Raw genomic sequence first — 24,963 nt, forward strand, 5'->3', positions numbered from 1 at the left:
CGCCGACCTCCTGCATGCCATGCAGGCGCTCTCCCAGCTGAGCTATGGCCCCACGATGCTGGAGGCGGAATTCTACGCGTGTCCGACGCATTCGCCAAGTAGGTATCCACTGCCAGTGGACACACGGTTGAAGCGGTTGGTCGATAGCCCGTTGAAAACAACAAGCCCCGACCGAGGTCAGGGCTTGTTGTTGTGTAATTGGCGTCCCCACGGGGATTCGAACCCCGGTCGCCACCGTGAAAGGGTGATGTCCTAGGCCTCTAGACGATGGGGACGCACGTAAACTTGAATTGTGTTCACTACCTTCCAATCGGCCTAATGATTGGAGTGGTGGAGCCAGGCGGGATCGAACCGCCGACCTCCTGCATGCCATGCAGGCGCTCTCCCAGCTGAGCTATGGCCCCACGTCGTGAGGAGCGAAATCATAGCGACGGTGTTTTCGATTGGCAAGAGAAAATTGCAGCAATTTCTTCATCCGTTGCTTGAACTCTTACGCGCGCTGCTCGCGCGCCGTATCCGGCAGGCGTTGGTGATGCAGGCGCAGCGCGTTGCTGATCACCGACACCGAACTCAGGCTCATCGCCACCGCCGCGAACGTCGGCGACAACGCGATGCCGAACGGGTACAGCACGCCAGCGGCCACCGGGATGCCCAGCCCGTTGTAGAGGAAGGCAAAGCCCAGGTTCTGGCGCATGTTGCGCACGCTGGCGGTGGACAGCTGGCGGGCGCGCAGGATGCCGCGCAGGTCGCCCTTGACCAGCGTGACCTGGGCGCTGGACATGGCGACGTCGGTGCCGTTGCCCATCGCGATACCGACGTCGGCGCTGGCCAACGCAGGGGCGTCGTTGATGCCATCGCCCGCCATCGCCACCTTGCACCCCTGCGACTGCAGCGTGCGGATGAGCGCGGCCTTGTCGGCGGGACGCATCTCGCCGTGCACCTCATCCAGACCGAGTTCGCGCGCCACGGCAGCGGCGGTGGCATCGCCATCGCCGGTCGCCATCACGATGCGCAGGCCATCGCGCTGCAACTGTGCGATCGCTTCGGCGGCGGACGCCTTGATCGGGTCGGCTACCGCAAGCAGGCCGGCCAACGCGCCATCCACCGCGAGGTACATCACGCTGGCCGCCGCATGGCGCAACGCGTCTGCGTGTGCGTGCACCGCGTCGAGCCCGATGCCGTGGTCGTGCATCAGCGCCGCATTGCCGAGCAGCAGTGCCTTGCCTTCCACGCTGCCGCGCACGCCCACGCCGGTGAGCGAATCGAACCCGCTCACGGCCGCCAACGGACGGCCGCGCCGGCGCGCCTCCGTCACGATCGCCGCCGCCAGCGGGTGTTCGCTGCCCTGGTCCAGGCTGGCGGCCCAATGCAGCACCTCGTCGGCAGTGAAGGGCGCCTGTGCCTGCACATCGCGGAACACCGGGCGGCCCTCGGTAAGCGTGCCGGTCTTGTCCACCACCAGGGTGTCGATGCCGCGCAGTGCCTCGATGGCCTCGGCATCGCGGAACAGCACGCCGTGCTGCGCAGCGCGGCCCGTGGCGACCATGATCGTCATCGGCGTCGCCAGGCCCAGCGCGCAGGGACAGGCGATGATCAGCACCGCCACCGCGCTCAACACCGCGTGCGTCCACGACGGTGCCGGACCGAACAGCCCCCAGCCGAAGAACGTCAGCACGGCCACACCCAACACGGCCAGCACGAACCAGTAGGCGACCTTGTCCGCCATCCGCTGCATCGGCGCACGTGAACGCTGCGCCTGTGCCACCAGCTGCACGATCTGCGCCAGCATGCTGTCTTCGCCCAGTCGTTCGGCACGGATCACCAGGCTGCCGGTGCCGTTGAGGGTGGCACCGATGACCGCATCGCCGACCGTCTTCGCAACCGGCACCGGCTCGCCGGTGAGCATGGATTCGTCCACGCTGGAATGGCCTTCCAGCACGCCGCCGTCCACCGGCACCGTCTCGCCGGGGCGCACGCGCAGACGGTCGCCGGGCTGCAGCGCGGCGATGTCAACATCGTCCTCGTGGCCATCGTCACGCAGCACGCGTGCGGTCTTCGGGGCGAGGCCCAGCAACGCCTTGATCGCGGCGGATGTCTGTGCCCGGGCGCGCAGCTCCATCAGCTGGCCGAGCAGGGTCAGCGAGACGATCACCGCCGCCGCTTCGAAGTACACCCCGACATGCCCGTGCTGCTGGAAGGACGGCGGGAACAGTGCCGGCGCGATGGTGGCCACCACGCTGTAGCCGTAGGCGGCCAGCACGCCGGTGCCGATCAGCGTCCACATGTTGGGGCTGCGGTTGCGGATCGACTGAGCCCAGCGGTGCAGGAACGGCCAACCGGCCCACAGCACCACCGGGGTGGCGAGCGCCAGCTCTATCCACACCCGCACATCGGGTGCAAGGGCGCGCAGCAGCGGGGTCATGGCCAGCATGGCCAGTGCCAGGGTGGCCACGCTCAACGGCAGGCTCCACCAGAAGCGGCGCCGGAAGTCGGTGAGTTCCGGGTTTTCGCCCTCGTCCAGGCTGGGCATCATCGGCTCCAGCGCCATGCCGCAGATCGGGCAGGTGCCGGGACCGTCCTGCACGATCTGCGGGTCCATCGGGCAGGTGTAGCGGGTGCCGGCCGGCACCGGCTCGGCCGCATGCGCGGACGGGTGCAAGTAACGCAGCGGGTCGGCGACGAATGTCCGGCGGCAACCGTCGCTGCAGAAGTGGTAGTCGCTGCCTGCATGCCGGGCGTGGTGCGCGGTGGTGGCCGGATTGACGTCCATGCCGCAGACCAGGTCCTTCACCGTGGCCGCGGGCGTCGGGGTGGGCGTGTTCGAGCAGCAGCTGCCGCCGGCCGGGGAAGGGGGAGCGCTCATTGCCGTGGCTCCGTCAGTGCGGCCAGGATCGGGCACTGTTCCAGGCCGCCGTGGCCGGGGCAGGCGTCAACCAGCTGTTTCAGGGCGCCATGCATGCGCTGCAGCTCGTCGATGCGCTGCTCGATGTCGTGCAGCTTGTGCACCGCGCTGTCGCGCACCTGTGCCATGTCCTGGCCGCGCTGGTCGCTCAGGCCGAGCAGCTCGCCGATCTCCTCGAGGCGGAAACCCAACGCCTTGGCGCGGCGGATGAACTGCAGGCGGGTCAGGTCGCTGTTGCTGAAAACCCGGTAGCCGCCGGCACTGCGATGGGCAGTGGGCAGCAGGTGCTGGCGCTCGTAATAGCGCACGGTATCGATGGGCACGCCGGCCTGGCGTGCGAGTTGTCCGATGTTCATGACGACCTTGCGTAGGAGCAGGGGGTCAGTGTGAACCCTTGAGTCTGGTCAAGGGTCAAGGGTTGTGACGGAATCCGGCGGAATGTCGTTACCGAGCCAAAATTACAACTTGTTTCATAGATGCCATGGGAGGCGCTCCGTAGGCTCCATTGGAATCGCCGGCATGCCTTGACCTCGCAGGGTTTGCCGGTCTCAGCAGCCGTTCCAGGAGCGTTGCCATGGATGCATCTTCCCCCCCTTCGTTGCCGGCCCTCAAGCCGGCCTCACCGACCCTGATGGAAGTCGCCGTGCTGGAGTACCCCGGCAGTCTTCGTGCCGCCGCGCCGGTGCTGTCCGAGCTGGCCCAGCGCTGCAACCGCACCGCCGCCGCCGGCAAACGTACCGGCGCCCGCATGCTGGTGACCCGCTGGACGCTGTCCACGCGTGGCCATGGCATGCAGCGCGTGGCCGGGGCCGAGCTGTTCGGCGATACGCCGCCTGCGGTGATCGTGGTTCCCGGCAATGAACCCACCTGGCCGTTGATGCAGGCCGACGAGCGCATGCTCAACTGGCTGCGCGACAGCCACGACGCCGGCAGCCTGCTGGCCGGATGCGAGGAAGGCGGGCTGCTCCTAGCGTCGGCCGGGGTACTGAGCGGTCGCTCGGTCAGCGTGCCGGACCTGTCGCGGTCGCCGTCGCTGGCCTCGGTGGTGCCCAGCTGGCAGCCGAGCGAGCGGGCATTGGTGGACGATGGCGACCTGCTCACCGCCTCCGGCCCGGACGCGTGGAAATACCTGAGCCTGCGCCTGCTGGCCCGTGTGTACGGGCAGAGCGTGATGAGTGCGGCGATCCAGCAGCTGCAGCTGGTCATTCCGCGCGGTGTGCAGGAAGACCTGGAGCGTTTCAGCCCCAACTTCGCCCATGGCGACCGCGGCATCCTGAAGGCGCAGCGCTGGCTGCACACCATCGCCGCACGTGGCGTCACCCTGCAGGACATCTGCGAGGCCGCCGGGCTTGAGCCGCGTACGCTGCAGCGGCGCTTCCTGAAGGCCACCGGGCTGCGACCCATCGCCTATTGCCAGCGGCTGCGCATCGCCAAAGCGCAGTTGCTGCTGCAGGCCGGTGGCGCGGTGGACGAGGTGTCGTGGGCGGTGGGCTATTCGGACCAGAGTGCATTCCGTCGCCTGTTCCTGCGCATCGTCGGGGTCACGCCGGCGCGCTATCGCCGCCAGATCTTCGCGCAGCGTCGCGAGCGTTCCCGCATGCCGCCATCGCGACAGCAGGCCGAACCGCTGCGCTCGGCCGCCTGAGCCGCACGCGGCACCCCACACGGATGGGCGGCGGGCATCGTGGCGATGCGTGCCGCTGCTGCAGGTAGCGGCGTATCCGTCTACTCTGTGGCTCGATCGTTGTTCTCGACATCCAGGAGTCGCCATGTTGTTGAAGTCTTCGCCCGCGTTGGGCTCCGTGTTGGCCGTATCGCTGTTGATGGCCGTGGCAGGGTGCGGCCAGGCACAGACCCCGGCTGCGCCGAAAGCCTCGGCGGCGGGTTCCGCCAACCGGCCCGCCGTCCTGCAGGGCATCGAGAAGCAGGGGTTCGAGGTGATCGGCGAATTCGACGCACCCGGTGGGCTGCGCGGTTTTGCTGGCGTGGTGGGCGGGCAGCAGCCGGCCGCGGCGTATGTCACCGCCGACGGCAAGAACGTGATGGTGGGCACGCTGTTCAATGAGAAGGGTGAGGATGTCGGTGCCGCCCCGCTGGACAAGCTGGTGGCCAAACCGATGTCCGACCGGATCTGGTCGCGCCTCGACGGAAGTGCCTGGGTACGCGACGGGCGTTCGGACGCGCCGCGCGTGGTGTACACCTTCAGCGACGCTAATTGCCCGTACTGCCACCGTTTCTGGGAAGCGGCGCGCCCGTGGGTGGACAGCGGCAAGGTGCAGCTGCGCCACGTGATGGTCGGCGTGATCCGCGAAGACAGCCCGGCCAAGGCGGCCGCGATCCTGGGCGCACCGAACCCGAGCGCGGTGTTCCTGCAGAACGAGCATGACTTCAGCAAGGGCGGCATCAAGCCGGCGGCCACGATCACCCCGGCGCTGGCCAACAAGCTCGACGCCAACCAGGTGCTGATGGTGGAACTGGGTTTCCAGGGCACGCCGGGCATCCTGTTCCGTGACGCCCAGGGCGTGGTGCAGCGCGTGTCCGGCATGCCGCAGGGCGAGGACATGGACAAGGTGATGGGGCCGCGCTGACCTGGAGGATTGGCTGCGGATATACGAAGCGTATATGCTACGTATATTCCGCATTCGAGGCTTCCCATGGGCATCGTCAACATCGATGACGAACTGCACGACAACCTGCGTCGTGCCAGCGGCGTCTCCGGCCGTTCGATCAACGCGCAGGCCGGCTTCTGGATCAAGGTCGGCATGCTGTGCGAGATGAATCCCGGCATGAGCTACCAGGAGATCGTGAACCGTGAGCTGCGGGCTGCCGGGGTGGACCCGGGCGCGTTGCGGGTGGCGGTCGCGTGATCAAGACGGCGGAAGAGCAGGCGTTGATGCGGCAGTCCGGCCGCCTGCTGGCCTCGGTGTTCGAGGCGCTGGACGGGTTGACCCTGGAAGGCATGAGCACGTTGCAGGTCAACGACTGGGTGGAGCGCTTCATCACCGAGGAGCTGCACGCGCGCCCGGCGAGCAAAGGCCAGTATGGTTTCGCCTACGTGCTCAACAGCTCGGTCGACAGCGTGGTCTGCCATGGCGTGCCATCGGCCGAACAGGTATTGCGAAGCGGCAGCATCGTCAATCTGGACATCACGCTGGAGAAGAACGGCTATATCGCCGATTCCAGCAGGATGTACCTGATCGGCGAGGTCGACTTCCAGGCAAAGCGCCTGGTGCGCGTGACCCGCGAGGCGATGTGGAAAGGCATTGCAGCGGTGCGGCCTGGCGCGACGTTGGGCGATATCGGGTTTGCGATCCAGCAGCACGCAAAGGCGCATGGCTACAGCGTGGTCCGCGAATTCTGCGGGCACGGCATCGGTCGCGAAATGCACGAAGAACCGCAGGTGCTGCACTACGGTAAACGCGGGACCGGGGTTGAGCTGGAAGCGGGCATGACCTTCACCATCGAGCCGATGATCAACCAGGGCCGCGCGGCGATCGACATGAGCGAGGACGGTTGGACCGTCACCACCCGCGACGGCAAGCTGTCGGCGCAGAGCGAGCACACCGTGCTGGTCACTGCCGACGGGGTGGAGGTATTGACCCTGCGTGCCGGCGAACGATAGCGCTGCGCGGCGCTACCCGGGCAGGTGTCCCGGCGTCCGGGTAGACACCAGCTTCAGGAATGCCTCGTTCTGGTAGCGGCTCATGCGCAGTTGCTGGCCGGTATCCAGCGTCACCACGTGATGGCCGTTGAACCACGGATGGATGGCGGTGACGCGGCGGATGTTGACGATCGCCGACCGGTGCACGCGGGCGAAGTGGCGCGGGTCCAGCCGGGCGGCGAGGGCGGCCATGGTGCCGCGGTGTTCATGCATGCCGCCGGCGAGGTGGATCTCGACGGTGTTGCGCGCCGCCTTGATCCACACGATCTCGTCCACGTTGATCAGGACCACGTGTTCGTCCACGCGCACCGGAATGCGCTGCAGGTAGTCGTCGCGCTGGCGCAGCGCGTCCAGCGCCTGCAGGATCTGCGCCGAGGTCTGCGCGCTGGTGCCGCCTGGGGTGGACAGCCGCTGCTTGGCGCGCTGCAGGGTGGCAGCGAAGCGTTCGCGGCTGAACGGCTTGACCAGGTAGTCCACGGCGTTGGCCTCGAAGGCCTTCACCGCATACTGCTCGTACGCGGTGACGAACACGGTTGCTGGCATGCGCTCGGCACCAATGGTGGCGACCACGTCAAGACCGGTGATGGCGGGCATCTGGATGTCGAGGAAGACCAGGTCCGGCGACTGCGCGCGGATGGCGGCGACGGCCGACACTCCATCGCCACATTCACCCAGCAACGCAAGGGCCGGGTCCTCGCCGAGCAGGCGCACGATCGCGCGCCGCGCGATGGGTTCATCGTCCACCACCAGCACGGTGATGCTCATGCCGGTGCCACCCCGGCGCTGAACTCCGGCGCCTCATCACCCGCATCGAGTTCGCGGAACGGCAGGCGCACCCGGCATGCCACGCCCTCGGGCCAGAGCATGTCGAGCCGGACGTCCGCGCGGTTGCCATACAGTTCCTTCAGGCGCAGCCGGGTGTTGGACATGCCGATGCCGTGACCGGCAGGGGCAATGGGATCGGGTGACAGCGTGCTGTTGCGGTTGCGCACTTCGATGCACAGGACGTCGCCGTCGCGGCGGGTCTCGATCTCGATCACATCGCTGCCCACGCGCTGGCCGATGCCATGGCGCACGGCATTCTCCACCAGCGGCTGCAGCAGCAGGCTGGGCACCGCGCAATCGAGGGTGTCCGGCGCGATGTAGGTGCGGGTGGTGAGGCGGTCCTTGAAGCGTACCCGCTGGATGCCCAGGTACAGCTCGATCAGGTCCAGCTCCTTGCGCAGCGGAATTTCCTGGCCATCGTAATCTTCCAGGAACGCGCGCAGCAGTTCGCTCAGGCGCAGCAGCATGTCCTCGGCCGACAGCGTGTCCTCGTCGAGCAGGGTGATGATGGCGTGCAGCGTATTGAACAGGAAATGCGGCTGCAGCTGCGACTTCAGCGCGAGCAGGCGCGACTGGGCCAGTTCGGTGGCCAAGTGGCTGGCCTCCATCTCGCGGCGCGCTTTCTCGGCATGGAAGTGCAGCGCCTGCTGGATCGCGAACAGGGCCCAATAGGTGAGCAGGCCGGTGGCGAAGTGCTGGGCGATGAAGTACCACAGCTGTTCGAAGAACCCGCTGGGTTCGAACAGCGTGGAGGCCAGCGCGCCGATGATCATGGCGCCGAAGGTAACCACCAGACTGGCCACGGCCTGCCTGCCCAGTCCGCGGAAGCGCCTGGACGGGTCCATCGGATGGCGTTCGGCGAGGCGGAACACCAGTGGCGCCAGCGCCGCCCAGGTGTACCACTGGATCATCGCCCAGCGCAGGTGATCGAGGAACGGCCAGCTCTGGCCATGCAGCCCATCGCTGAGCGAATGCTGGATGGCAAAGACGAGCACCACCGCGGTCCACAAGGTGAGGTAGCGGGTGAGGCCGATCGAGGTGCTGCCAAGGCGGAGGTTCAAGGCCGGTATCCAGAGCGCCCGGCATGGCGGGGCAGGGCCATCTTAGGGGCGCGACCGGGTGCGGAGAAGCGCCATGAGGGCCCATTACGATTGGTCCCGGCGTGACGACGATTCGTCCCGGATCGGTAGCGGCCACGCGCGGCGGGGCGCGTGATGCAGGCCACCTCAACCGCCGGAGCCGTTGCCATGAACCTCATTCGTCCTGCCGTGATCGCGGCGCTGCTGTTTGCCACCACCGCCCACGCCGGCGACGCGCGCTACCTGTCCCTGCTCAACCGGGCCCACGACAGCGTGGTGGCGCTGGCGGTAGCGCCCGCCGGCGACGCCACGTTCGCGCCGCGCCCGATCGACGTGCTGGCCGGCGGCGGCGACAGCACCACCGTGCGCCTGGCCGATGCCGGTTGCCGCTTCGACCTGCGCCTGCAGTTCCGCAACGGCCGCACGGCGATCTATCGGGACGTGGACGTATGCAGCGGCGACACCCTCGTGATTGCACCGCTGCCGCGCCGGGACGCGGCGCAGGCAGCAGACCGGGGTGTCGCCGAGCGGTAGAGCCCCCCCTGGGGGGCTGTCGCGGCAACCGAACGGAGCGCAGCCACCCATGGGCTGGCTCTACGCGGTCTGGCGCGGGTCGATCACCGGCACATGCTCGGCCATCAACGCGGCCACCCAGTCGACGAACACGCGCAGCTTGGCGCTGATGTGGCGGTTGGGGCGGAATGCCACGTGCAGCGGCATGGGCTGCACCTGCCAGTTGGTGAGCACGCGCACCAGTTCGCCGCGCTGCGCATGCGCGACGGCCACGTAGTCGGGCAACCACAGCACGCCGAGGCCGGCCACGCCGGCGGCGAGATAGGCGTTGCCATCGTCGACGGCCAGCAGGTGGCGACCGTGCACGGTCAGCACCTCGTCGCTGCGATGCAGTACGTACGGCATGACGCCGGCACGACGCGAACCGCGGTAGCCGACGATGCGATGCGGAACGGCTTCCAGGTCCTTGGGATGGGCAGGCACACCCACGGTGTCCAGATACACAGGCGCGGCATGGAGCGCGGCGTGCAGGTCGCCGATGTGGCGCGCCACCAGCGAGGGATCGGTGATGACGCCGCCGCGGATCACGCAGTCGACGTTCTCGTCGATCAGGTCCACGTTGCGGTCGCTGACCCCGAGGTCGAGCTGGATGTCCGGGTACCGCGCATGGAAGCCGGGCAGGGCGGGCACCAGCAGGAAGCGCGCCAGCGGTGCCGGCACATCCACGCGCAGCCGGCCACGGGGGCTGGCGGCGAAGCTGGACAGGCTGGTCTCGGCGTCGTCCAGCGACGCCAGCAGGCGCGCCACGTGTTCGTAGTAGGCCGCGCCATCGGCGGTGACGTTGACCTGGCGCGTGGTGCGGTTGAGCAGGCGCACGCGCAGGCGCGCCTCCAACTGTTGCACCAGTTGGGTCACGGTGGTACGGCTCATGTGCAGGGTCTGCGCGGCCTTGGTGAAGCTGCCGGTCTCCACGACCCGGGCGAAGGCCTGCATGGCATCGAACCGGTCCATCTGCGCTCCTGCGGGTAATTGTTTGGATTCTACAAACAGTGATGGTCAGTCGCGGTCGTTTATCAAGTGCGGCGCCGCGCCTACCGTGGGGCATCCCACTACCGGGCTACCCGCCCTCTGGAGACTGCAATGGCAACCCGTGACGTCGTATTCCCCGCTGGCCGGCAGGATCTGTATGCCCGCTACCGCTATTCCCCGGCCGTCCGTGCCAACGGCCTGCTGTTCGTGTCCGGCCAGGTCGGCAGCCGCGAGGACGGCTCGCCCGAGCCGGAGCTGGAGGCGCAGGTACACCGCCTGTTCGAAAACCTCAACGCGGTGCTGGCCGCCGCTGGCTGCACCTTTGCAGACGTCGTGGACGTGACGGTCTTCATGATCGACCCGGACCGCATCCTGGAGCGGGTCTGGGCCATCGTGCCCGAATACTGGGGCGAGGCGCCGCACCCGACCCTGACCGCCGTGGGGGTGACTTGGCTGAGCGGGTTCGACGTGGAGTTCAAGGTGGTCGCCACGCTCCCCGACGCCGGGGTGTGAGGGTTCGTTTAACGTAATTGACACAAACGTGAACAGGAGGCAGAGTGGCGCCGCCCAGAAGGGCAAACTACCTTTGGAAGGATCTGAATGAAGAAGTCCGTGACCCTGGCCGCCGCCGTCGCGCTGGCCACCCTGTCGACCAATGCCATGGCGGGCCAGGCGTTTGTCCGTGCCGAGCTCGGCAGCAGCGATACCGAAGTGCGCTACGACGGTTTCCGCGGCAGCGAGTCCGACACCTCCGCCGCGGTCGGCGGCGGCTACTGGTTCACCCCGAACATCGGCGTCGAAGGCCATGTCGGTTCGCTGTACAACAAGGACCTGGGCTATGACCAGGAACTGGACCTGGTCTCGATCGGCGTCGGTCTGGTGGCCAAGAAGAACTTCGGCAACGACAACACCGGCTTCTTCATCGGCGCCCGCGCCGGTGTCGCCCGCCTGACCGCGCAGGTCCGCGAAGACACCTTCGACGTGGTGGATGACGAAAGCTCGACCAAGCCGTACTACGGCGTGAACGTCGGCTACGACTTCAACCACCACTGGGGCATGAGCCTGAACTACGACCGCCGCAAGGGTGACTTCAGCGGCGTGGACGTGGACGTGGACACCATCAGCCTGGGTGGCGAGTTCCGCTTCTGATCGCGCGCTTGGCGTGACGAATCAACGGCAGGCCGGTCCATCGGCCTGCCGTTTTCGTTTGGGGCGCCGAGGGCATAGGATCGACCCTGCGCACGGCGACCCGCCGCGGCATCACGAACGTCAGGAGAGGGCGATGGCAAAGGTGACCGGAATCGGAGGGGTGTTCTTCAAGTGCCGCGGGGATCGCGCCGCCCTGGCCGAGTGGTATCGGCAGCACCTGGGCATGACGCTGGAGGATTTCGGTGGTGCCGTGCTGCGCTGGCCCGACGACACCGCCAACGACGGCGGGCTGACGGTGTGGGCACTGGCCGAGCCGGACAGCCAGTGGTTCAGCCCCAGCGACGCGCCCTTCATGATCAATTATCGCGTTGACGATCTGGACGGACTGCTGACCCAGCTGCGCGAAGCGGGTGTGACCATCGTCAGTGGTCCCGAGACCCATGAGAACGGCTCATTCGCCTGGATACTGGATCCCGATGGCAACAAGCTGGAGCTGTGGCAGCCGGTGGCGTGGGACCCGGAACGGCGCGCGGGGTGACGTCGCGCGGCGATGGCAGCGACCGGCCTTCACACGGCTCCGTCGCGCCGTTGTCGATAGTAGCTGCGTCATTCTGCTTCGTCGCACACCCACATGCCCCTGATTCCCGAGCGCGTCCGGCGCTGGCCCCGGCCATGGCGCGTGGCGTTGCTTACGCTGCTGGCGTTGTATGCGCTGTACCTGGTGGCCGGCAATGTGTTCCTCAACACGCCGTTGTTCGACGCCGTCACCAACCGCAAGCCTGAGAAGTTCTCGATGCAGACCGGCCCGGCGCTGACCCTGTTGCCGGGGCACGCCGTGGTCTGGAACATCCGCATGCGCGGCCAGGCCAACCGCACGGTGTATATCTTCCGCGCGGACCGGGCCAGTGCGTGGATCTCGCTGACGGCGCTGTTCGGGCGCGAGGTCCGCATTCCGCGTATCAATGCCATCGGGGTGGAGTCGGAAGTGGAGCGTGTCGAGCAGGCCATTCCGCCGCCGCCACGCGGCGATCGGGGCTGGACCCTGCGCTTCGATGCGATCCACAGCGACAGCATCCGCAGCGGTCGCTTCGGCAAGTTGCTGATCGTGGGCGAGGGCAGCGGGACGGTCGGCTTCCTCAAGCAGGTGCGCGGTGGGCCGTCGGAACTGTTCGACTCCACCGCCGGTTTCGAGAACGCCACGGTCAGCTACGACGGTGTCACGCTGCTCGACCAAGCCCATCTGGCGGCACGCTTCCATTATCCGCGCCACTACCGCGACGACGCGCCGGGCCTGCGCAAGTTCGGCATTCTCTGGGCGCAGCTGCAGGTGGATGGACGCAGCCAGGCCATCAACATCGATACCGCCGGTCCGCACGTCAAGGTCGGCAGCGTGCCGGCCGAAGCCCGTCTCAATGCCGATGTGGTGATGGACCGTGGCGTGCTGCAGCCGGGCAGCCGTGTGGTGTGGCGCGTACCGGTCCATGCGGGTGTGCATGCACCTGACCGCGGGCTGCTGTCGCTGCAGCTGGACGTGGCGCAGGACATCCGCGTGCAGGCGCGATTGCCGCGGGACCCGGAGACCGGCAGCGAACTGCACGCCGACCTGCGCGTGACCGGGCGGAAGATTCCGTTCCAGGCACCGGCCGAGCTGTTGCCAAGAATGTCGGGTGATGTGCGCGGGGCGTGGCGGTTCGAGTCGCTGAACTGGATTTCGGACCTGTTCGTGCGCAAGCCGTGGTTCCATCTCGATGGCGGTGGGTTGCTGGAAGGCGATCTCAAGATCGTGGACGGGCAGCTGGCGCCGGGCAGTACGTTGAATGTGCCGCAGGTGGCCGCAGTGGCCGAGGTGGCCGGCGTGCGCATGCTGGGCGACGCGCGTGCCGTGGGTCGAATCGTCGACGGGGCACCGCCGCAGGCCGAGCTGCAGGTCGAGATTCCGCGGTTCCGCGCCGCGCCGGTGGATGCGCCCAAGGCACTGCTGTTCGACGGCAAGGCGATGGCGCTGACCCTGCGCGGCGACGCGCGGCTGCAGCAGCTGCGTGACGGCATGCGCGCGCGCCTGCATTTCGACAATGCGCGGGTGCCCGACCTGACCGCCTACAACCGGTATGTGGGCAATGAATCCATGCGCCTGCTCGGCGGCACCGGCCTGCTCAGTGGCGACGTGACCCTGGATAGCGCCGGGCGGGTCGGGCAGGGGCGTGCCGACCTGCGCGGTACCGGTGCACGCATGCAGGTGGCCGGCATGGCCCTGCGTGGCGATGCGCAGGTGAAGGCGCGCGTGCAGCGTGCCGACTTCGACAGCCGTCAGTTCGACCTGGGCGGCACCACGCTGAGCCTGCGCAACGTGCAGGTCGGCGACGATGCGGGCAAGGCGAACTGGTGGGGCGAAGCAACCCTGCGCAGCGGGCACATCGATGCGGCGGCGCCGTACCAGGTGGATGCACGCGCGGACCTGCGGCTGCGCGATGCGGGGCCGTTGCTGGGCGCGTTCGCCGAGCGCAGTGAATACCCGCGCTGGGTGCTGGGGCTGCTCGATTCGGGTGAGGTCCAGGCCAGCGGACAACTGCGCTGGCGCCGGGAACACCTGGTGGTGGACGACCTGCAGGCCGAGAACGCGCGGCTGTCGCTGCGCGCGCGGCTGGACATGGAGCAGGCCCAGCGTCAGGGTGATCTGTACGTGCGCTGGGGGCTGCTCGGCGCGGGCATCGAGATGGGCGGCGGCAAGCGCACCTGGCACTTGGCCGGCGCACGCGAATGGTACGACGGAAGGCCCCGCCTGCTACCCGAATCGAAACCGGCCCCGTAGTGCCACGCCATGCGTGGCAGGCACCATTACCCCCCACGTTCCCTTCCGCTGCGCCCAGCGCCGGCCGAGACCGCAACGGCGCCTGATCCGCCAGGGACCCCTGATCGATGCGCCCCCGCCGCCGTTTCGCGAGCAGCGGCATCCACCTCCGGGTCCGGCTCCGCCAGCCGCTGCGCCAGTGCCACATTGGCGATATGCCCGTGCATGAAAAGCAGACCGCTATAGATGTTCATATGCGCCCCTCCACTTGAGTGGACTTGACGATAGGTGCAGGATGGAGTCCGCGAAAGCGATCATTTCGCAACCCATCCTTGAGCTGGATTCAAGTCGCCATGTCCCGGATTCCCCTCCAGCCGCTGCAGAATTTCGTGGCGGCCGCGCGCCTGGGCAACTTGACCCGGGCGGCCGAGTCACTGAACCTGACGGTCAGCGCGCTCAGCCACCAGATGCGCCAGCTGGAGCAGCGGCTGGGCTATGCCTTGCTGCAGCGGCAGCCGCGTGGCGTGCGGGTGACGCCCGAAGGCCAGCGGCTGCTGGACCAGGTGGGGCCGCACCTGGACGCCATTGCGCAGGCATTGCAACCCTTTGGGGCACGGCATGACCGGGTGCTGACAGTGAGCGCGCTGCCATCGATGGCGTCGAACTGGCTGGTGCCACGGCTGGGTTCGTTCGTGGCCGCGCAGCCGCAGATCGAGTTCAACCTGGAATCCAGCGAGCGCCTGACCGATTTCGAGCGCCAGCTGCAGGTCGATGCGGCCTTGCGGGTGGGGGCAGGGCAATGGACCGGCCTGCACGCCGAGCCCCTGTTCGATGAGTGGTTGATGCCGATGGCCAGTCCATCGCTGGTGGAGCGGATGGGTGGGGTGGACGCGCGCCCGCTGTCGGAGTGGCCGCTGTTGGGGGATCCCGATGGCGAGTGGCACCGCTGGTTCGCGCTGGCGGGCGACACGGCGCCGTCGCGATTTGTGGCGATGCTCAACGAGTCCGAGGCGCACCACCGTGCGGCGCTGGATGGATTCGGGGTGGCGCTGGGGCGGGTGACGCGGGCGCGGCTGCTGCTGGATTCGGGCCAGTTGATTGCGTTGTCGCCGCACCGGCTGAAGACGCGTTGGTCGCATTGGCTGGTGTATCCGCCGCGCTCGTCAACCCACCAAGGGTTCCTGGCGTTTCGTGAGTGGCTGCATGCGCAGGCGGCGGAGCATGCGCGGCATATGGAGACGCTGGTAGCGCCGGGGGGGTGAGGGTGGCTGCACGCAGGTCCGGATCAACCCGCCGGCGTGGGCCAATACTGACTGTCGGGCGTTGCGCGCGCGCCGAAGATGGCCTGTCCGACCCGGACCACGGTGGCACCTTCCTCGATGGCGAGCTCGAAGTCCCCGGACATGCCCATCGACAGTTCGTCCAGACTGACACCGGCAGGCAGCGTCGGACGCAGCCGCTCGCGGAGGTCACGCAGCCGCACGAAACACGGCCGCACCTGCTCGGGATCGGGGGAAAACACCGCCAGCGTCATCAGCCCGCGCACGCGCAGCTGCGGGAAGGCCGGCAACTGCTGCACGAAATCGGCGACCGCGATCGGATCCAGCCCGTACTTGCTGGCCTCGCCGGAGGTATTGACCTGCACGAACACGTCCAGCACGCGGTCTTCCATGGCCAGCCGCTGGTCCAGCGCCTCGGCAACGCGCAGGCTGTCCAGCGCCTGGAATTCGCTGGCGAAGCGGGCCACATCGCGGGCCTTGTTGGTCTGCAGATGGCCGATCACCGACCAGCGGATGCCCAGGTCGCCCATGGCCTCGGCCTTGGCCTTGGCTTCCTGCACCTTGTTTTCGCCAAGCGTATCGCAGCCCGCTTCCACCGCCAGGCGTAGCCGCGCTTCGTCCACGGTCTTGCTGACCGGCAGCAGTCGCACGCTGGACGGATCGCGCCCGGCGCGGGCACAGGCCGCCGCGATGCGCGCATGCACCGCATCCAGGTTGCGGCGGAAATCGGCAACGGTGGTGGCCGGCGGCCAGGAAGGAGCGGCGATGGACATGGCGTGTTCCAGAACAGACGCGACACACATTTTCGCATGCCGCCGAAGCCGTCCATTGAAATCCTCAGGGCGCCGCAGTCGTCCCCGGCCGAATGTAATGCGACTGCCCGTTGTCGTTGAGGAAAATCAGCTCCGGCGTGCCCTGCCACGAGGTCAGCATGGCGCCGGTGTTGTTCTGGTGCTTGATCACCAGGGTGGCGCCGCGGTCCGGGTTGGCGGTGATCTTGAACACTTCAGTGGTGCCACTGGCGTCGTCGAGGGTCAGCATGGCCTCGTCGCCGACATCGGCGGTGCCATAGCTGCCCCGCTCGGAGCCGTCGGCGCCGAGCAGCACCACGCCCGACAGCGGCGATGCACGCGGGCCCTGCGATACGCCCTTGCTGAGCGGGTCGGGCAGGGGGGCGCCGAGGATGACCCGGGCCTGCCCGTTGCCGTCCTGGATGACCAGGCCGCGGGCGGTGATGACGCGCTGTTCCGACTGGCTCTGGTGCAGCCGCACGGCGGTGTAGCCCGAAACGAGCAGTGCGAGGCTGGATACGGCCAGGGTGGTGAGGGTGAGGGCGCGCGACATGGTTGGCTCCGGATCCTTGGATGGCAGCGACGATAGCCGATGGGGTGTTTGCGACACCAGTCGGAAAAGTCTGTTTCTGTCATCAACGTGAAACCGGTCACAGCGGGGCAGCGCGCTGGTTACCGGAAGTCGCGGCTGCTCGTGCGTACCCCGTCGATCAGCGTGTCGATGTTGTGCATGCGCTGCACGATCAGGTGCTGTACCCCATCGACGCGTTCGAGCCGGCCGTCGATCTGCATCAGCTGGGCCTCCACCAGCACGCGGTGCTGGCGGTCGGCGGTCTTGCGCCAGACCACGGCGTTGACCATGCCGCACTCGTCTTCGAGGGTGAGGAAGGTCACCCCGCTGGCGGTCTGGGGGCGCTGGCGCATGCGGACCAGGCCGGCGAAGCGCACGCTGCGGCCATGCGGCAGCTGGGCCAGTTCGTCGGAGCGGTGGCAGCGGCGCTCGCTCAGCTGGGGGCGGATGAACGACACCAGGTGGCGCCCCAGCGTGGTGCCGGTGCTGTTGTAGTCGGCCTGCATGTCCTCGAACGCGCTGGGCGCCGGCAACGCCACCACGATGTCGGTGGTGGCGCGCACGTTCTCGAACAGCGGCAGGGGTTTCTCCACGCCGGAGACGTCCCAGCGGGCACGATGGCGATGCCCGCTCAAGCCCTTGAGCGCACCGGCGTCGGCCAGCAGCCCCTGGTGGCGGCGGTCCAGCCGTGCCCGCTGGCTGAGGTCGGCCACGCTCTCGAACGCGTATCGCGTGCGCGCCTGCATCACGGCGTTGGCGACCGCTTCGCTGAAGCCATCGATCATGCGCAGGCCCAGGCGGATGCCGGGCAGCGCATGGGGCGACGTGGCCGGCACCAGCGTGCAGTCCCAATCGCTGTGGCGCACATCCACCGGCAGCACCGGCACGCCATGGCGGCGCGCGTCCTGCAGGATCTGGTCGGGGGTGTAGAAGCCCAGCGGCTGGCTGTTGATCAGGCTGGCCGCGAATGCCGAAGGGTGGTGGCACTTCAGCCAGCAGCTCACGTAGGTGATCAGCGCGAAGCTGGCGGCATGGCTTTCCGGGAAGCCGTAGCTGCCGAAGCCCTTGATCTGTTCGAACAGGCGCTCGCCGTACTCGCGGCTGTAATGGTTGCGGGCCATGCCGGCCAGCAGGCGCTCGCGGTGCGGTTCCAGCCCGCCGTGGCGCTTCCACGCGGCCATCGAGCGGCGCAGTGCATCGGCCTCGCCGGCACTGAAACCAGCCGCTTCGATGGCCAGCTGCATCACCTGTTCCTGGAACAACGGGACGCCCAGCGTGCGCTTGAACACTTTTTCCAGCGCCGGCGGGTAGTCGATCTCTTCAATCCCTTCTTCCTTGAGCCGCTTCCGGCGGTTGAGGTAGGGATGCACCATGTCGCCCTGGATCGGGCCGGGGCGCACGATCGCCACTTCGATCACCAGGTCGTAGAAGCAGCGCGGCTGCATGCGCGGCAGCATGGCCATCTGCGCGCGCGATTCGATCTGGAACACGCCCAGGGTATCGGCGCGGCAGATCATGTCGTAGGTGGGCGTGTCATCGGGCGGCAGGGACGCCATGGTCAGCACGCGTCCGTCCTGGCCGCGCACCCCGCGCGCCTCCAGCATCGCCAGGCATTTGCGTACGGCGGTGAGCATGCCCAGCGCCAGGCAGTCGACCTTCATCAACCCGGTGGCATCCAGGTCGTCCTTGTCCCACTGGATCACGGTGCGGTCGGCCATGGCGGCATTCTCGACCGGCACCAGGGTGGACAGCGGGTGCTCGGAAATCACGAATCCGCCGGGGTGCTGTGACAGGTGGCGCGGGAAGTCGACCAGTTCGGCGGTCAGCGCCACCACGCGCCGCATCAACGGCGTGTCCGGGTCGAAGCCCCGTTCGCGCAGGGCATCGGGCAGCGGTTCGTGGCTGCTCCAGCGGTCCAGGCACGCGGCCAGTTCGTTGACCTGGTCCGGTGGCAGTCCAAGCGCACGGGCAACGTCGCGTACCGCGCTGCGGCCGCGGTAGCTGATCGCCACGGCAGTGAGTGCGGCGCGTTCGCGGCCATAGCGGTTGAACACGTACTGCAGCACTTCCTCGCGGCGTTCGTGCTCGAAATCGATGTCGATGTCCGGCGGCTCGTCGCGTTCCTTTGAAATGAAGCGCTCGAACAGCAGTTCCATGTGGCTGGGGTCGATCTCGGTCACGCCCAGCACGAAGCACACCGAGGAGTTGGCGGCCGAACCGCGGCCCTGGCACAGGATCTGCTGGCCGCGCGCGAAGCGGACGATGTCGTGCACGGTGAGGAAGTAGGACTCGTACTGCTTGAAATGGATCAGGCCCAGTTCGTGCTCGATCTGCGCACGTTGTGCCGTGCTGGCCCCCTCCGGCCAGCGCCACTGCATGCCATCCTCGACCAGCGCCCGCAGCCAGCTGGCCGGGTCGTGGCCGTCGGGCACCAGCTCGCGCGGGTAGGTGTACTGCAGCTGGGAAAGATCGAACCGGCAGCGCGCGGCGATGCGCAGGGTTTCCTCCAGCAGCTCCGGCGGATACAGCACGGCCAGTGCCTCGCGGGTGCGCAGGTGGCGTTCGCCATTGGGAAACAGGTGCCAGCCGGCATCGGCGATCGTGCAGTGGTGGCGGATCGCCGTCAGGGTGTCCTGCAGCGCGCGGCGACGGCGCACGTGCATGTGCACATCGCCGCTGGCCACCAGCGGCAGGTCATGGGCGTAGCCGAATTCCAGCAGGGCTTCCAGCCGTTCCACATCGTCGGCGTCGCGGTGCAGCTCCACCGCCAGCCACAGCCGGTGCGGAAAGCGCGCCTGCAGCCAGGCGGCTTCGTCGCTGCCAGGCGCGCGCTCGGCCCACAGGCACAGCAGGCCCTCGGGCAGCGTGTCGAAATCCTCGCGCAGGCAGCGGTACTCGCCCTTGGGCGCGCGCCGGCGGCAGGTGGTGATGAGCTGGCACAAGCCGGCGTAGGCGGCCTGGTCGGTGCACAACAGCACCACCTTGGGGCCGTCTTCGATCTGGAATTCGGCGCCGGTGATCAGGGCCAGTGCGTGCTTCTTCGCCGCCTGCCAGGCGCGCACGATGCCGGCCAGCGAACACTCGTCGGTGATCGCCAGGGCCTGGTAGCCCTGTTCCTTCGCACGTGCGAACAGCTCCTCGGCGATGGACGCACCGCGCTGGAAACTGAAGGCCGACAGGCAATGCAGTTCGGCATAGCCGGGCAGGGCGGTGCTCATGCGAACCAGCCGTGCAACATGAACGGCCCGTTGCGCGCACCGGCGGCGGTGTAGGCCCAGCCGCGCTGGCCATAGCCGGTTTCCACCACGTAGTAATCGCGGCGGACATCACCATCGTCCCACCAGCCCGATTCGATCCGTTCCGGTCCGGACAGGATGCGCAGGTCCGGATCGTAGAGCGGCTGGGGACGGGACAGCAACCAGCCCGGGCGCAATGGCAGCGTGGGGGGCGGACCCTTGGTCGCTTCGAGGGCGGTGCCGCTGGCGCGTTCCGGACGGTGTTCGGCGCGCAACCCCACCCCCTGCACGGCATCGTCGCCGAGCCGGGCACGCAGGCGTTCGCGCAGCTGTTCCCACGGCATCGCCTGCTGCGGACGCGGGTCGAACAGATCGCGTGCGGCCGGCACGAACGGCGGCAGCTGTTCGGCCTGCAGGCGCAGCCCGCGGCTGCCGGCGGGCAGGCGCAGATGATCCACGCGGTTGCGCGCCAGTTCGAACAGCATGGCCGCATCGCGTTCGGGGGCGAGCAGGCCAACGGTCAACCGCGTGTCCGGATGCCGGTCATGCTCGAACCACAGGTCGAACTGCTGCGCGCCGCCATCGCGCGAACACAGGAAGGCGGCCAGGTCGGCGGTCAGGCGGCGCAGCGGGAACAGCAGCGCCTGGGTGGAGTCGATCTCGTACTCGAACTCGATGCGCGCATCGAACCGGTCCGGGGGACGGAAGTACTGCAGCGGTGGTGTGCCGATCCCGCGCAGTGCATCCAGGTGGCCCAGCACCTGGGCGGAAAAGCGCCGGGCCAGGCTGTCACGTGGCAGCGCGAACGCGCTGCCCAGGGTGCGCAGGCCGGAACGGGCCAGTACCGTGACGGCCTCGGCCGGCAGCCCGCTGCGTTCGATCGGGATCTGCGCCAGCGCGGCCTCCAGTCCCATCGCATCCACGCCCAGTCGTGCGTGCACGCGGGTCAGCACCCAGGCCGCATGCGGGTTCGGTGCGGCCACCAGGCGGTGGCGGAAACCGAGTTCCTTCAAGCCCTCGCGCAGGCGCTGCTCGATCGCCGGCCAGTCGCCGAACAGCGCGCGGCTGGCACCGATCTCCAGGGCCAGCGCATGCGGGAATGCCAGGCTTACCTGCGAGCTGATGCCGTACAGCCAGCTGGCCAGCAGCTGGCGGGTGTCCTGTTCGGCGCGCGGGTCGTAGTCCACCGTGAGCATGTCGCGGGTAAGCACCTGCGCGGCCGACAGCAGCATGCCGCGGCGCAGGCCGAGCTGGCGGGCGGTCGGACTCACCGCATGCAGTACCCGGCGCTGCGCCGGGCCGGTGACCAGCACCAGCGGCGCGCGCGGATCGGGCTGCTGGCGCAGGGCGGCGTCCAGCGCCAGTTGGGGGAGCAACAGGCAGGCCCACTGCATGGCGGCGCCTCAATGGGCCAGGGCCAGCGGCAACGGCTGTGCCGGTGCCTGCCCGCCGCGGCACTTGAGCACCCGCACCTGGCCGGCCTCGAGCTGCAGGCGCAGCGGGGCCGGGGAGGGGTTGCGCGCCAGGCGGCTGTCACGGAAGGCGAAGCCCAGGCACTGCCCGGTTTCGGCCGCCACCTGCAGCCGGCGCAGGGTGCGGTCGTCGGCATGTCCCGGCCAGCACAGCACGGCCGCGCACGCGGCCGAACGCAGGCATTGTTCGGCCGCCCACAGCGCCTCGCGCGCCGCGGCATGCACCACCTGCAACTGGCCCAGCGCCATGCCGGCCCCGGCCCAGGCCGGAGCGTTCGGCAGGTGGGGCGGGGCGACCAGCACCACGGTCTGCTGCAGTTGGCTCAGCCGGGCCAGGGTGGGCCAGACCAGCGCCAGCTCGCCTTGGCCGGGGGCGGCCAGCAACACCTCGGACAGCGCCGCCGGCGGCCAGCCACCGCCGGGCAGCCGCGCATCCAGCGCCGGGTGTCCGGTGGGGTGGGCGGGGGGTTCCGGTACCGCGCCACGCGGCTGCCCGCGCCAGACCTGACGGCTTTCCAGCAGCTGCTCCAGGGCCAGCACGGCGCCCATCAGCGCACCGCCCGGACGGGCTGGAACAGGGGGAAGGGGGCGGAAAACCGGGGCATGAGGGCGAGTATCGGAAGCGCGAGTGTCAAGGGCTGAGACCGACATGCTACCGCCAATTAGTAAAAATGCTAATGGTTTCGCCGTTCATGTGTGATGCCATTCAAACGTTCATGACCGCCTCAAAAAAGCGCCCAACGCCAGCGCCGATACCGCGCCCCCGGCCAGACATACCGCGCCCCATCCATGTGCCGCATACAGCGCGCTCCCGGCCAGCGCGCCCAGCCCGCTGCCGGCGGCGTAGAACAGCATGTAGGCCGCGATCGCCTGCGCCTGGGCCTGCGGCGCGGCCGCCAGGATCAGGCTCTGATTTGTGACATGCAGGGCCTGTATGGCCAGGTCGAGCAGCAGCACGCCCAGCACCAGCCAGCCCAGCCCGGCGTGCAGCGCCGACAGCGGCCACCAGCTCAACAGCAACAGAAGCAGCGCGCCCAGCGTGACCCGGCCGGCGTGCCCGCGGTCGGTCCAGTGCCCGCTGCGTGCGGCCGCCAGTGCGCCCAGCAGTCCGACCAGGGCGAACGCGCCGATCGCGGTGTGGCCAAGCCCGAAGGGCGGCGCACTCAGCGGCAGGGCCATGCTGCTCCAGAACAGCCCGAAGGCGGCGAACATCAACAGCCCCAGCACGCCCCGTTGGCGCAGCACCGGTGTGTGGCGCAGCAGGGCCGTCAACGACAGCCGGGGCGAGCGCTGCGGCACCGGCAGCCGTGGCAGGTGCCGCCACAGCAGCACCCCGGCGCCCACCATGAGGGCAGCGGAAAGCAGGTAGACCGCCCGCCATCCCGCCAGGTCGGCCACCACCCCGGCCACCACCCGCGCCAACAGCAGGCCGATCACCACCCCGGCCTGTGCCGCGCCGACCACGCGCCCACGCTCATGGGATGAAGCGGCCGCCGCCGCGTAGGCGATCAATCCTTGGGTCATGGCCGTGCCGAGCAGGCCAACGGCGAGCATGCCCAGCAGCAACGCCGTCGCCGTGCCCGCGACCGCGACGCAGAGCAGCGCCACGACCAGTGCGGTGGTCTGCAGCGCCATCAGTTGCCGCCGCTCCATACGGTCGCCCAGCGGCACCAGCCACAGCAGCGCCGCCACCGACCCGACCTGGGTGGCGGCGACGACGGCGCCGATCCAGGCCGTGCTGATATGCAGGTCGGCAGCCAGGGCGTCGAGCAGCGGCTGGGCGTAATAGACGTTGGCCACGCTGAGTCCAGCCGCACACGCGAACAGGAGCAGCAGCGAAGGCGCGAGGCGGGGCAGGGGGCGCGCGGCGGACATAACTGGTCTCAAAATAGAACCAGTTGAGTCTGCTGCATTTGGTTCTAAAATGAAACTACAAAGGAGGCCCTTCATGAGCGACGACCTCAACCGCACCTGCCCGGTGGCGCGCGCGCTGGACCTGATCGGCGACCGCTGGTCGCTGCTGATCGTGCGTGACGCCTTCGACGGCGTGCGCCGTTTCAGCGATTTCCAGCGCAGCCTGGGGATGTCGCGCAGCATGCTCAGCCAGCGGCTGCAGGCGCTGCAGGATGCCGGCGTGCTGGTCCAGCAGGCGGCCGCCGATGGCAGCCGCTATCAGGACTACGTGCTTACCGCGCAGGGCCAGGCGCTGTTTCCGCTGGTGGTGGCGCTGCGCCAGTGGGGCGAGGGCCATCTGTTCGCCCCGGCTGAACCGCGTTCGCACCTGCAGGTGATCGGCGACGGGCGGGCACTGGCGCCGTTGCTGCCGCGCGATGCTGATGGCAGGCTGGTCGCGGCTGCCGATACTGAAGTGATCAAGCCGGTGCAGATCGACTGACGCAGCCGGAAACGCATTTCCGTTCCGTGCATTGCTACGAATTGTTCCGGGCTTTGGTTTGAATCGGAATACGCCGGGCCTCCCGGATCTCCCCGAGGAGATCCGGGTGGCGATCAAGCAGGTAGAACAGGTTGAACACCGCTGCTACCGGCTGGGCCTTGCCCGTCTCGTAACGAGAAAACGCATTGGGACCGCCGCCGGCAATAGTGGCCGCTTCATGCTGGCTGAGACGCAACTTCCGACGCACACGGCGCAGTTCCGCGCCCGCTTCCAACCGTACCTGCACCACCAGATCATCTGCTGCAGCGAGATATCGTGCCTGACTGGTTTCATCCAGGAATGTTTCTTCGCAGTGCACGCAACGCTGACCGGTCATGCGGGGAACATCAATCACCCGATTGCCGCTGGCAAGCGGCAGGTTGCCGGAAAAGGCAACCAGGGAATCGACCGTGCCACATGCCGGGCACTGACCAGGGGCGATGGTTGGATAGTCACGTCCGGTTGTCGTTGTCATGGTCAGAGCTTCTTGAAAGAGATAACGAGCTTGGGCGAAGGGGTGACAGCGGCGCTGGAGGTAGCGGCGGGAAACCAAAGCATGAACTTGATATAAGCCAATCCGTTTTCAGTTGGGGCGTGATAGACGTCCTGCCAAAGCGTGTGGCTCACATCGGCTTCGGCTGTCATGGACTTGAAAAAATGCTCCGGCATCAGCCTCAGGATCGCAGCTACCGCCTGGTGCGGATTCAACTGCATGGCGGTCATTCCAGCGATTGCCTTGAAACCAAATACACCGGTTCCGAACTGGCGGACTACCTGCTTGACCTGTGCCAGGGGGTAGCACGGCGTCCGCTTTTCCCATACGCCATCAGGCCGCACTGCGACGCCGAGCGGTGGAACGGGAAGAAGGCTGTCTGGCTGCGATGGGATCATCGCGTGCTTCCATGACTGGGTTGAATATACACCTTAGAGGTTAGTTCGCAACTCTGGAAATCAAACGTCTGGATGGATTCACCAAGCTCGATAGGCCGTCTCCGTGCAGTCATCGACCTCCACTTACGCGTCGCGACCGCACCGCTGAACCTGAACACGCTGTTGACACGGATGAACAGGGTGGACGACTCTTGACCGGATGGGTGCCGGTCACGGCACCCTGCAGGTGGGGTGGCTGTAGCGACGGGCGGAGGGGCCTGGTCGTAGCCGTCCCAACTGTGTAGTTCCGATGCCGGCCACGGAAACGTGCCGGGATCCGCCACGACGGCGCTGCACCCTTCT

The 24,963-nt window shown here is 68.0% G+C and carries 24 protein-coding genes and 2 tRNA genes; 11 read left to right on the forward strand and 15 right to left on the reverse strand.

What is annotated here, in order from left to right; all coding sequences use genetic code 11:
- Positions 1-199: 199 nt before the first annotated feature.
- The 4 genes from RT456_RS00175 to RT456_RS00190 form a co-directional block, all read right to left on the reverse strand.
- A tRNA-Glu gene (locus RT456_RS00175) sits at positions 200-275 on the reverse strand.
- A 53-nt stretch (positions 276-328) separates the two neighbouring features.
- Positions 329-404: transfer RNA gene (locus RT456_RS00180), tRNA-Ala, on the reverse strand.
- Between the two features lie 86 nt (positions 405-490).
- Positions 491-2,863, reverse strand: a complete 2,373-nt coding sequence (locus tag RT456_RS00185; protein WP_313340881.1) for a heavy metal translocating P-type ATPase — start codon at positions 2,861-2,863, stop codon at positions 491-493.
- On the reverse strand, positions 2,860-3,258 hold the full coding sequence (locus RT456_RS00190) for a heavy metal-responsive transcriptional regulator (protein ID WP_313340882.1): 399 nt from the start codon (positions 3,256-3,258) through the stop codon (positions 2,860-2,862). The genes RT456_RS00185 and RT456_RS00190 overlap by 4 nt, the downstream gene beginning before the upstream one ends.
- A 218-nt stretch (positions 3,259-3,476) precedes the next feature.
- On the opposite strand from RT456_RS00190, the gene RT456_RS00195 reads away from it, so the two are divergent.
- The 4 genes from RT456_RS00195 to map all read left to right on the forward strand — a co-directional run bounded on the left by RT456_RS00195 (position 3,477) and on the right by map (position 6,524).
- Entirely contained in the window at positions 3,477-4,547 is a 1,071-nt protein-coding gene (locus RT456_RS00195; protein WP_313340883.1) for a helix-turn-helix domain-containing protein, read from the forward strand.
- 124 nt (positions 4,548-4,671) lie between these two features.
- A complete protein-coding gene (dsbG, locus tag RT456_RS00200) occupies positions 4,672-5,490 on the forward strand; it encodes a thiol:disulfide interchange protein DsbG (RefSeq protein ID WP_313340884.1) in 819 nt (272 codons plus the stop codon).
- Positions 5,491-5,556: 66 nt separating this feature from the next.
- Positions 5,557-5,769 carry a ParD-like family protein gene (locus RT456_RS00205; RefSeq protein WP_068852612.1) on the forward strand — a complete coding sequence of 71 codons (213 nt, stop codon included), beginning with the start codon at positions 5,557-5,559 and terminating at the stop codon, positions 5,767-5,769.
- On the forward strand, positions 5,766-6,524 hold the full coding sequence (map, locus tag RT456_RS00210; RefSeq protein WP_313340886.1) for a type I methionyl aminopeptidase: 759 nt from the start codon (positions 5,766-5,768) through the stop codon (positions 6,522-6,524). The genes RT456_RS00205 and map overlap by 4 nt, the downstream gene beginning before the upstream one ends.
- A 12-nt stretch (positions 6,525-6,536) precedes the next feature.
- Here the strand turns inward: map and RT456_RS00215 are convergent, their stop codons facing one another.
- A complete protein-coding gene (locus tag RT456_RS00215) occupies positions 6,537-7,328 on the reverse strand; it encodes a LytTR family DNA-binding domain-containing protein (protein ID WP_313340887.1) in 792 nt (263 codons plus the stop codon).
- Positions 7,325-8,449: a histidine kinase gene (locus tag RT456_RS00220; RefSeq protein WP_313340889.1), complete on the reverse strand. Its 1,125-nt coding sequence runs from the start codon at positions 8,447-8,449 to the stop codon at positions 7,325-7,327. Before RT456_RS00220 ends, RT456_RS00215 begins: the two co-directional genes overlap by 4 nt.
- Before the next feature lie 186 nt (positions 8,450-8,635).
- Between RT456_RS00220 and RT456_RS00225 the strand changes: the two genes are divergently transcribed.
- The gene (locus tag RT456_RS00225; protein WP_313340890.1) at positions 8,636-9,001 is read left to right on the forward strand and encodes a hypothetical protein; all 366 of its coding nucleotides are present in this window, start codon (positions 8,636-8,638) and stop codon (positions 8,999-9,001) included.
- 60 nt (positions 9,002-9,061) lie between these two features.
- On the opposite strand, the gene RT456_RS00230 is transcribed toward RT456_RS00225, so the two are convergent.
- Complete coding sequence (locus RT456_RS00230) at positions 9,062-9,991, reverse strand: LysR substrate-binding domain-containing protein (RefSeq protein ID WP_313340892.1); 930 nt, start codon at positions 9,989-9,991, stop codon at positions 9,062-9,064.
- 129 nt (positions 9,992-10,120) lie between these two features.
- On the opposite strand from RT456_RS00230, the gene RT456_RS00235 reads away from it, so the two are divergent.
- The 5 genes from RT456_RS00235 (at position 10,121) to RT456_RS00255 (ending at position 15,208) form a co-directional block, all read left to right on the forward strand.
- A complete protein-coding gene (locus tag RT456_RS00235; protein WP_313340894.1) occupies positions 10,121-10,522 on the forward strand; it encodes a RidA family protein in 402 nt (133 codons plus the stop codon).
- A gap of 87 nt (positions 10,523-10,609) precedes the next feature.
- Complete coding sequence (locus RT456_RS00240) at positions 10,610-11,158, forward strand: acyloxyacyl hydrolase (protein WP_313340896.1); 549 nt, start codon at positions 10,610-10,612, stop codon at positions 11,156-11,158.
- A gap of 133 nt (positions 11,159-11,291) precedes the next feature.
- A complete protein-coding gene (locus RT456_RS00245) occupies positions 11,292-11,696 on the forward strand; it encodes a VOC family protein (RefSeq protein ID WP_313340899.1) in 405 nt (134 codons plus the stop codon).
- Positions 11,697-11,789: 93 nt separating this feature from the next.
- Positions 11,790-13,967: a hypothetical protein gene (locus RT456_RS00250; protein WP_313340901.1), complete on the forward strand. Its 2,178-nt coding sequence runs from the start codon at positions 11,790-11,792 to the stop codon at positions 13,965-13,967.
- Between the two features lie 332 nt (positions 13,968-14,299).
- Positions 14,300-15,208, forward strand: a complete 909-nt coding sequence (locus RT456_RS00255) for a LysR substrate-binding domain-containing protein (RefSeq protein ID WP_313340903.1) — start codon at positions 14,300-14,302, stop codon at positions 15,206-15,208.
- A gap of 23 nt (positions 15,209-15,231) precedes the next feature.
- Here the strand turns inward: RT456_RS00255 and RT456_RS00260 are convergent, their stop codons facing one another.
- The 6 genes from RT456_RS00260 to RT456_RS00285 form a co-directional block, all read right to left on the reverse strand.
- Entirely contained in the window at positions 15,232-15,999 is a 768-nt protein-coding gene (locus RT456_RS00260; RefSeq protein ID WP_313340905.1) for a YggS family pyridoxal phosphate-dependent enzyme, read from the reverse strand.
- Between the two features lie 64 nt (positions 16,000-16,063).
- Positions 16,064-16,570: a hypothetical protein gene (locus RT456_RS00265; RefSeq protein WP_313340907.1), complete on the reverse strand. Its 507-nt coding sequence runs from the start codon at positions 16,568-16,570 to the stop codon at positions 16,064-16,066.
- Between the two features lie 119 nt (positions 16,571-16,689).
- Positions 16,690-19,806 (reverse strand): error-prone DNA polymerase, encoded by a 3,117-nt coding sequence (locus RT456_RS00270; protein WP_313340909.1) that lies wholly within the window; start codon positions 19,804-19,806, stop codon positions 16,690-16,692.
- Positions 19,803-21,218, reverse strand: coding sequence for a DNA polymerase Y family protein (locus RT456_RS00275; protein ID WP_313340911.1), 1,416 nt, complete (start codon positions 21,216-21,218; stop codon positions 19,803-19,805). The genes RT456_RS00270 and RT456_RS00275 overlap by 4 nt, the downstream gene beginning before the upstream one ends.
- A gap of 9 nt (positions 21,219-21,227) precedes the next feature.
- On the reverse strand, positions 21,228-21,845 hold the full coding sequence (gene imuA, locus RT456_RS00280; RefSeq protein ID WP_313340914.1) for a translesion DNA synthesis-associated protein ImuA: 618 nt from the start codon (positions 21,843-21,845) through the stop codon (positions 21,228-21,230).
- Positions 21,846-22,010: 165 nt separating this feature from the next.
- Positions 22,011-23,171, reverse strand: coding sequence for an MFS transporter (locus RT456_RS00285; protein WP_313340918.1), 1,161 nt, complete (start codon positions 23,169-23,171; stop codon positions 22,011-22,013).
- A gap of 73 nt (positions 23,172-23,244) precedes the next feature.
- Between RT456_RS00285 and RT456_RS00290 the strand changes: the two genes are divergently transcribed.
- A complete protein-coding gene (locus tag RT456_RS00290; RefSeq protein WP_313340920.1) occupies positions 23,245-23,691 on the forward strand; it encodes a helix-turn-helix domain-containing protein in 447 nt (148 codons plus the stop codon).
- Positions 23,692-23,725: 34 nt separating this feature from the next.
- On the opposite strand, the gene RT456_RS00295 is transcribed toward RT456_RS00290, so the two are convergent.
- Both RT456_RS00295 and RT456_RS00300 read right to left on the reverse strand, forming a co-directional pair.
- On the reverse strand, positions 23,726-24,205 hold the full coding sequence (locus tag RT456_RS00295) for a type II TA system antitoxin MqsA family protein (protein ID WP_313340922.1): 480 nt from the start codon (positions 24,203-24,205) through the stop codon (positions 23,726-23,728).
- 2 nt (positions 24,206-24,207) lie between these two features.
- The gene (locus RT456_RS00300) at positions 24,208-24,621 is read right to left on the reverse strand and encodes a type II toxin-antitoxin system MqsR family toxin (RefSeq protein ID WP_313340925.1); all 414 of its coding nucleotides are present in this window, start codon (positions 24,619-24,621) and stop codon (positions 24,208-24,210) included.
- Positions 24,622-24,963: the final 342 nt, after the last annotated feature.

This window comes from Stenotrophomonas sp., from assembly GCF_032099025.1.
Taxonomy (GTDB): Bacteria; Pseudomonadota; Gammaproteobacteria; order Xanthomonadales; family Xanthomonadaceae; genus Stenotrophomonas.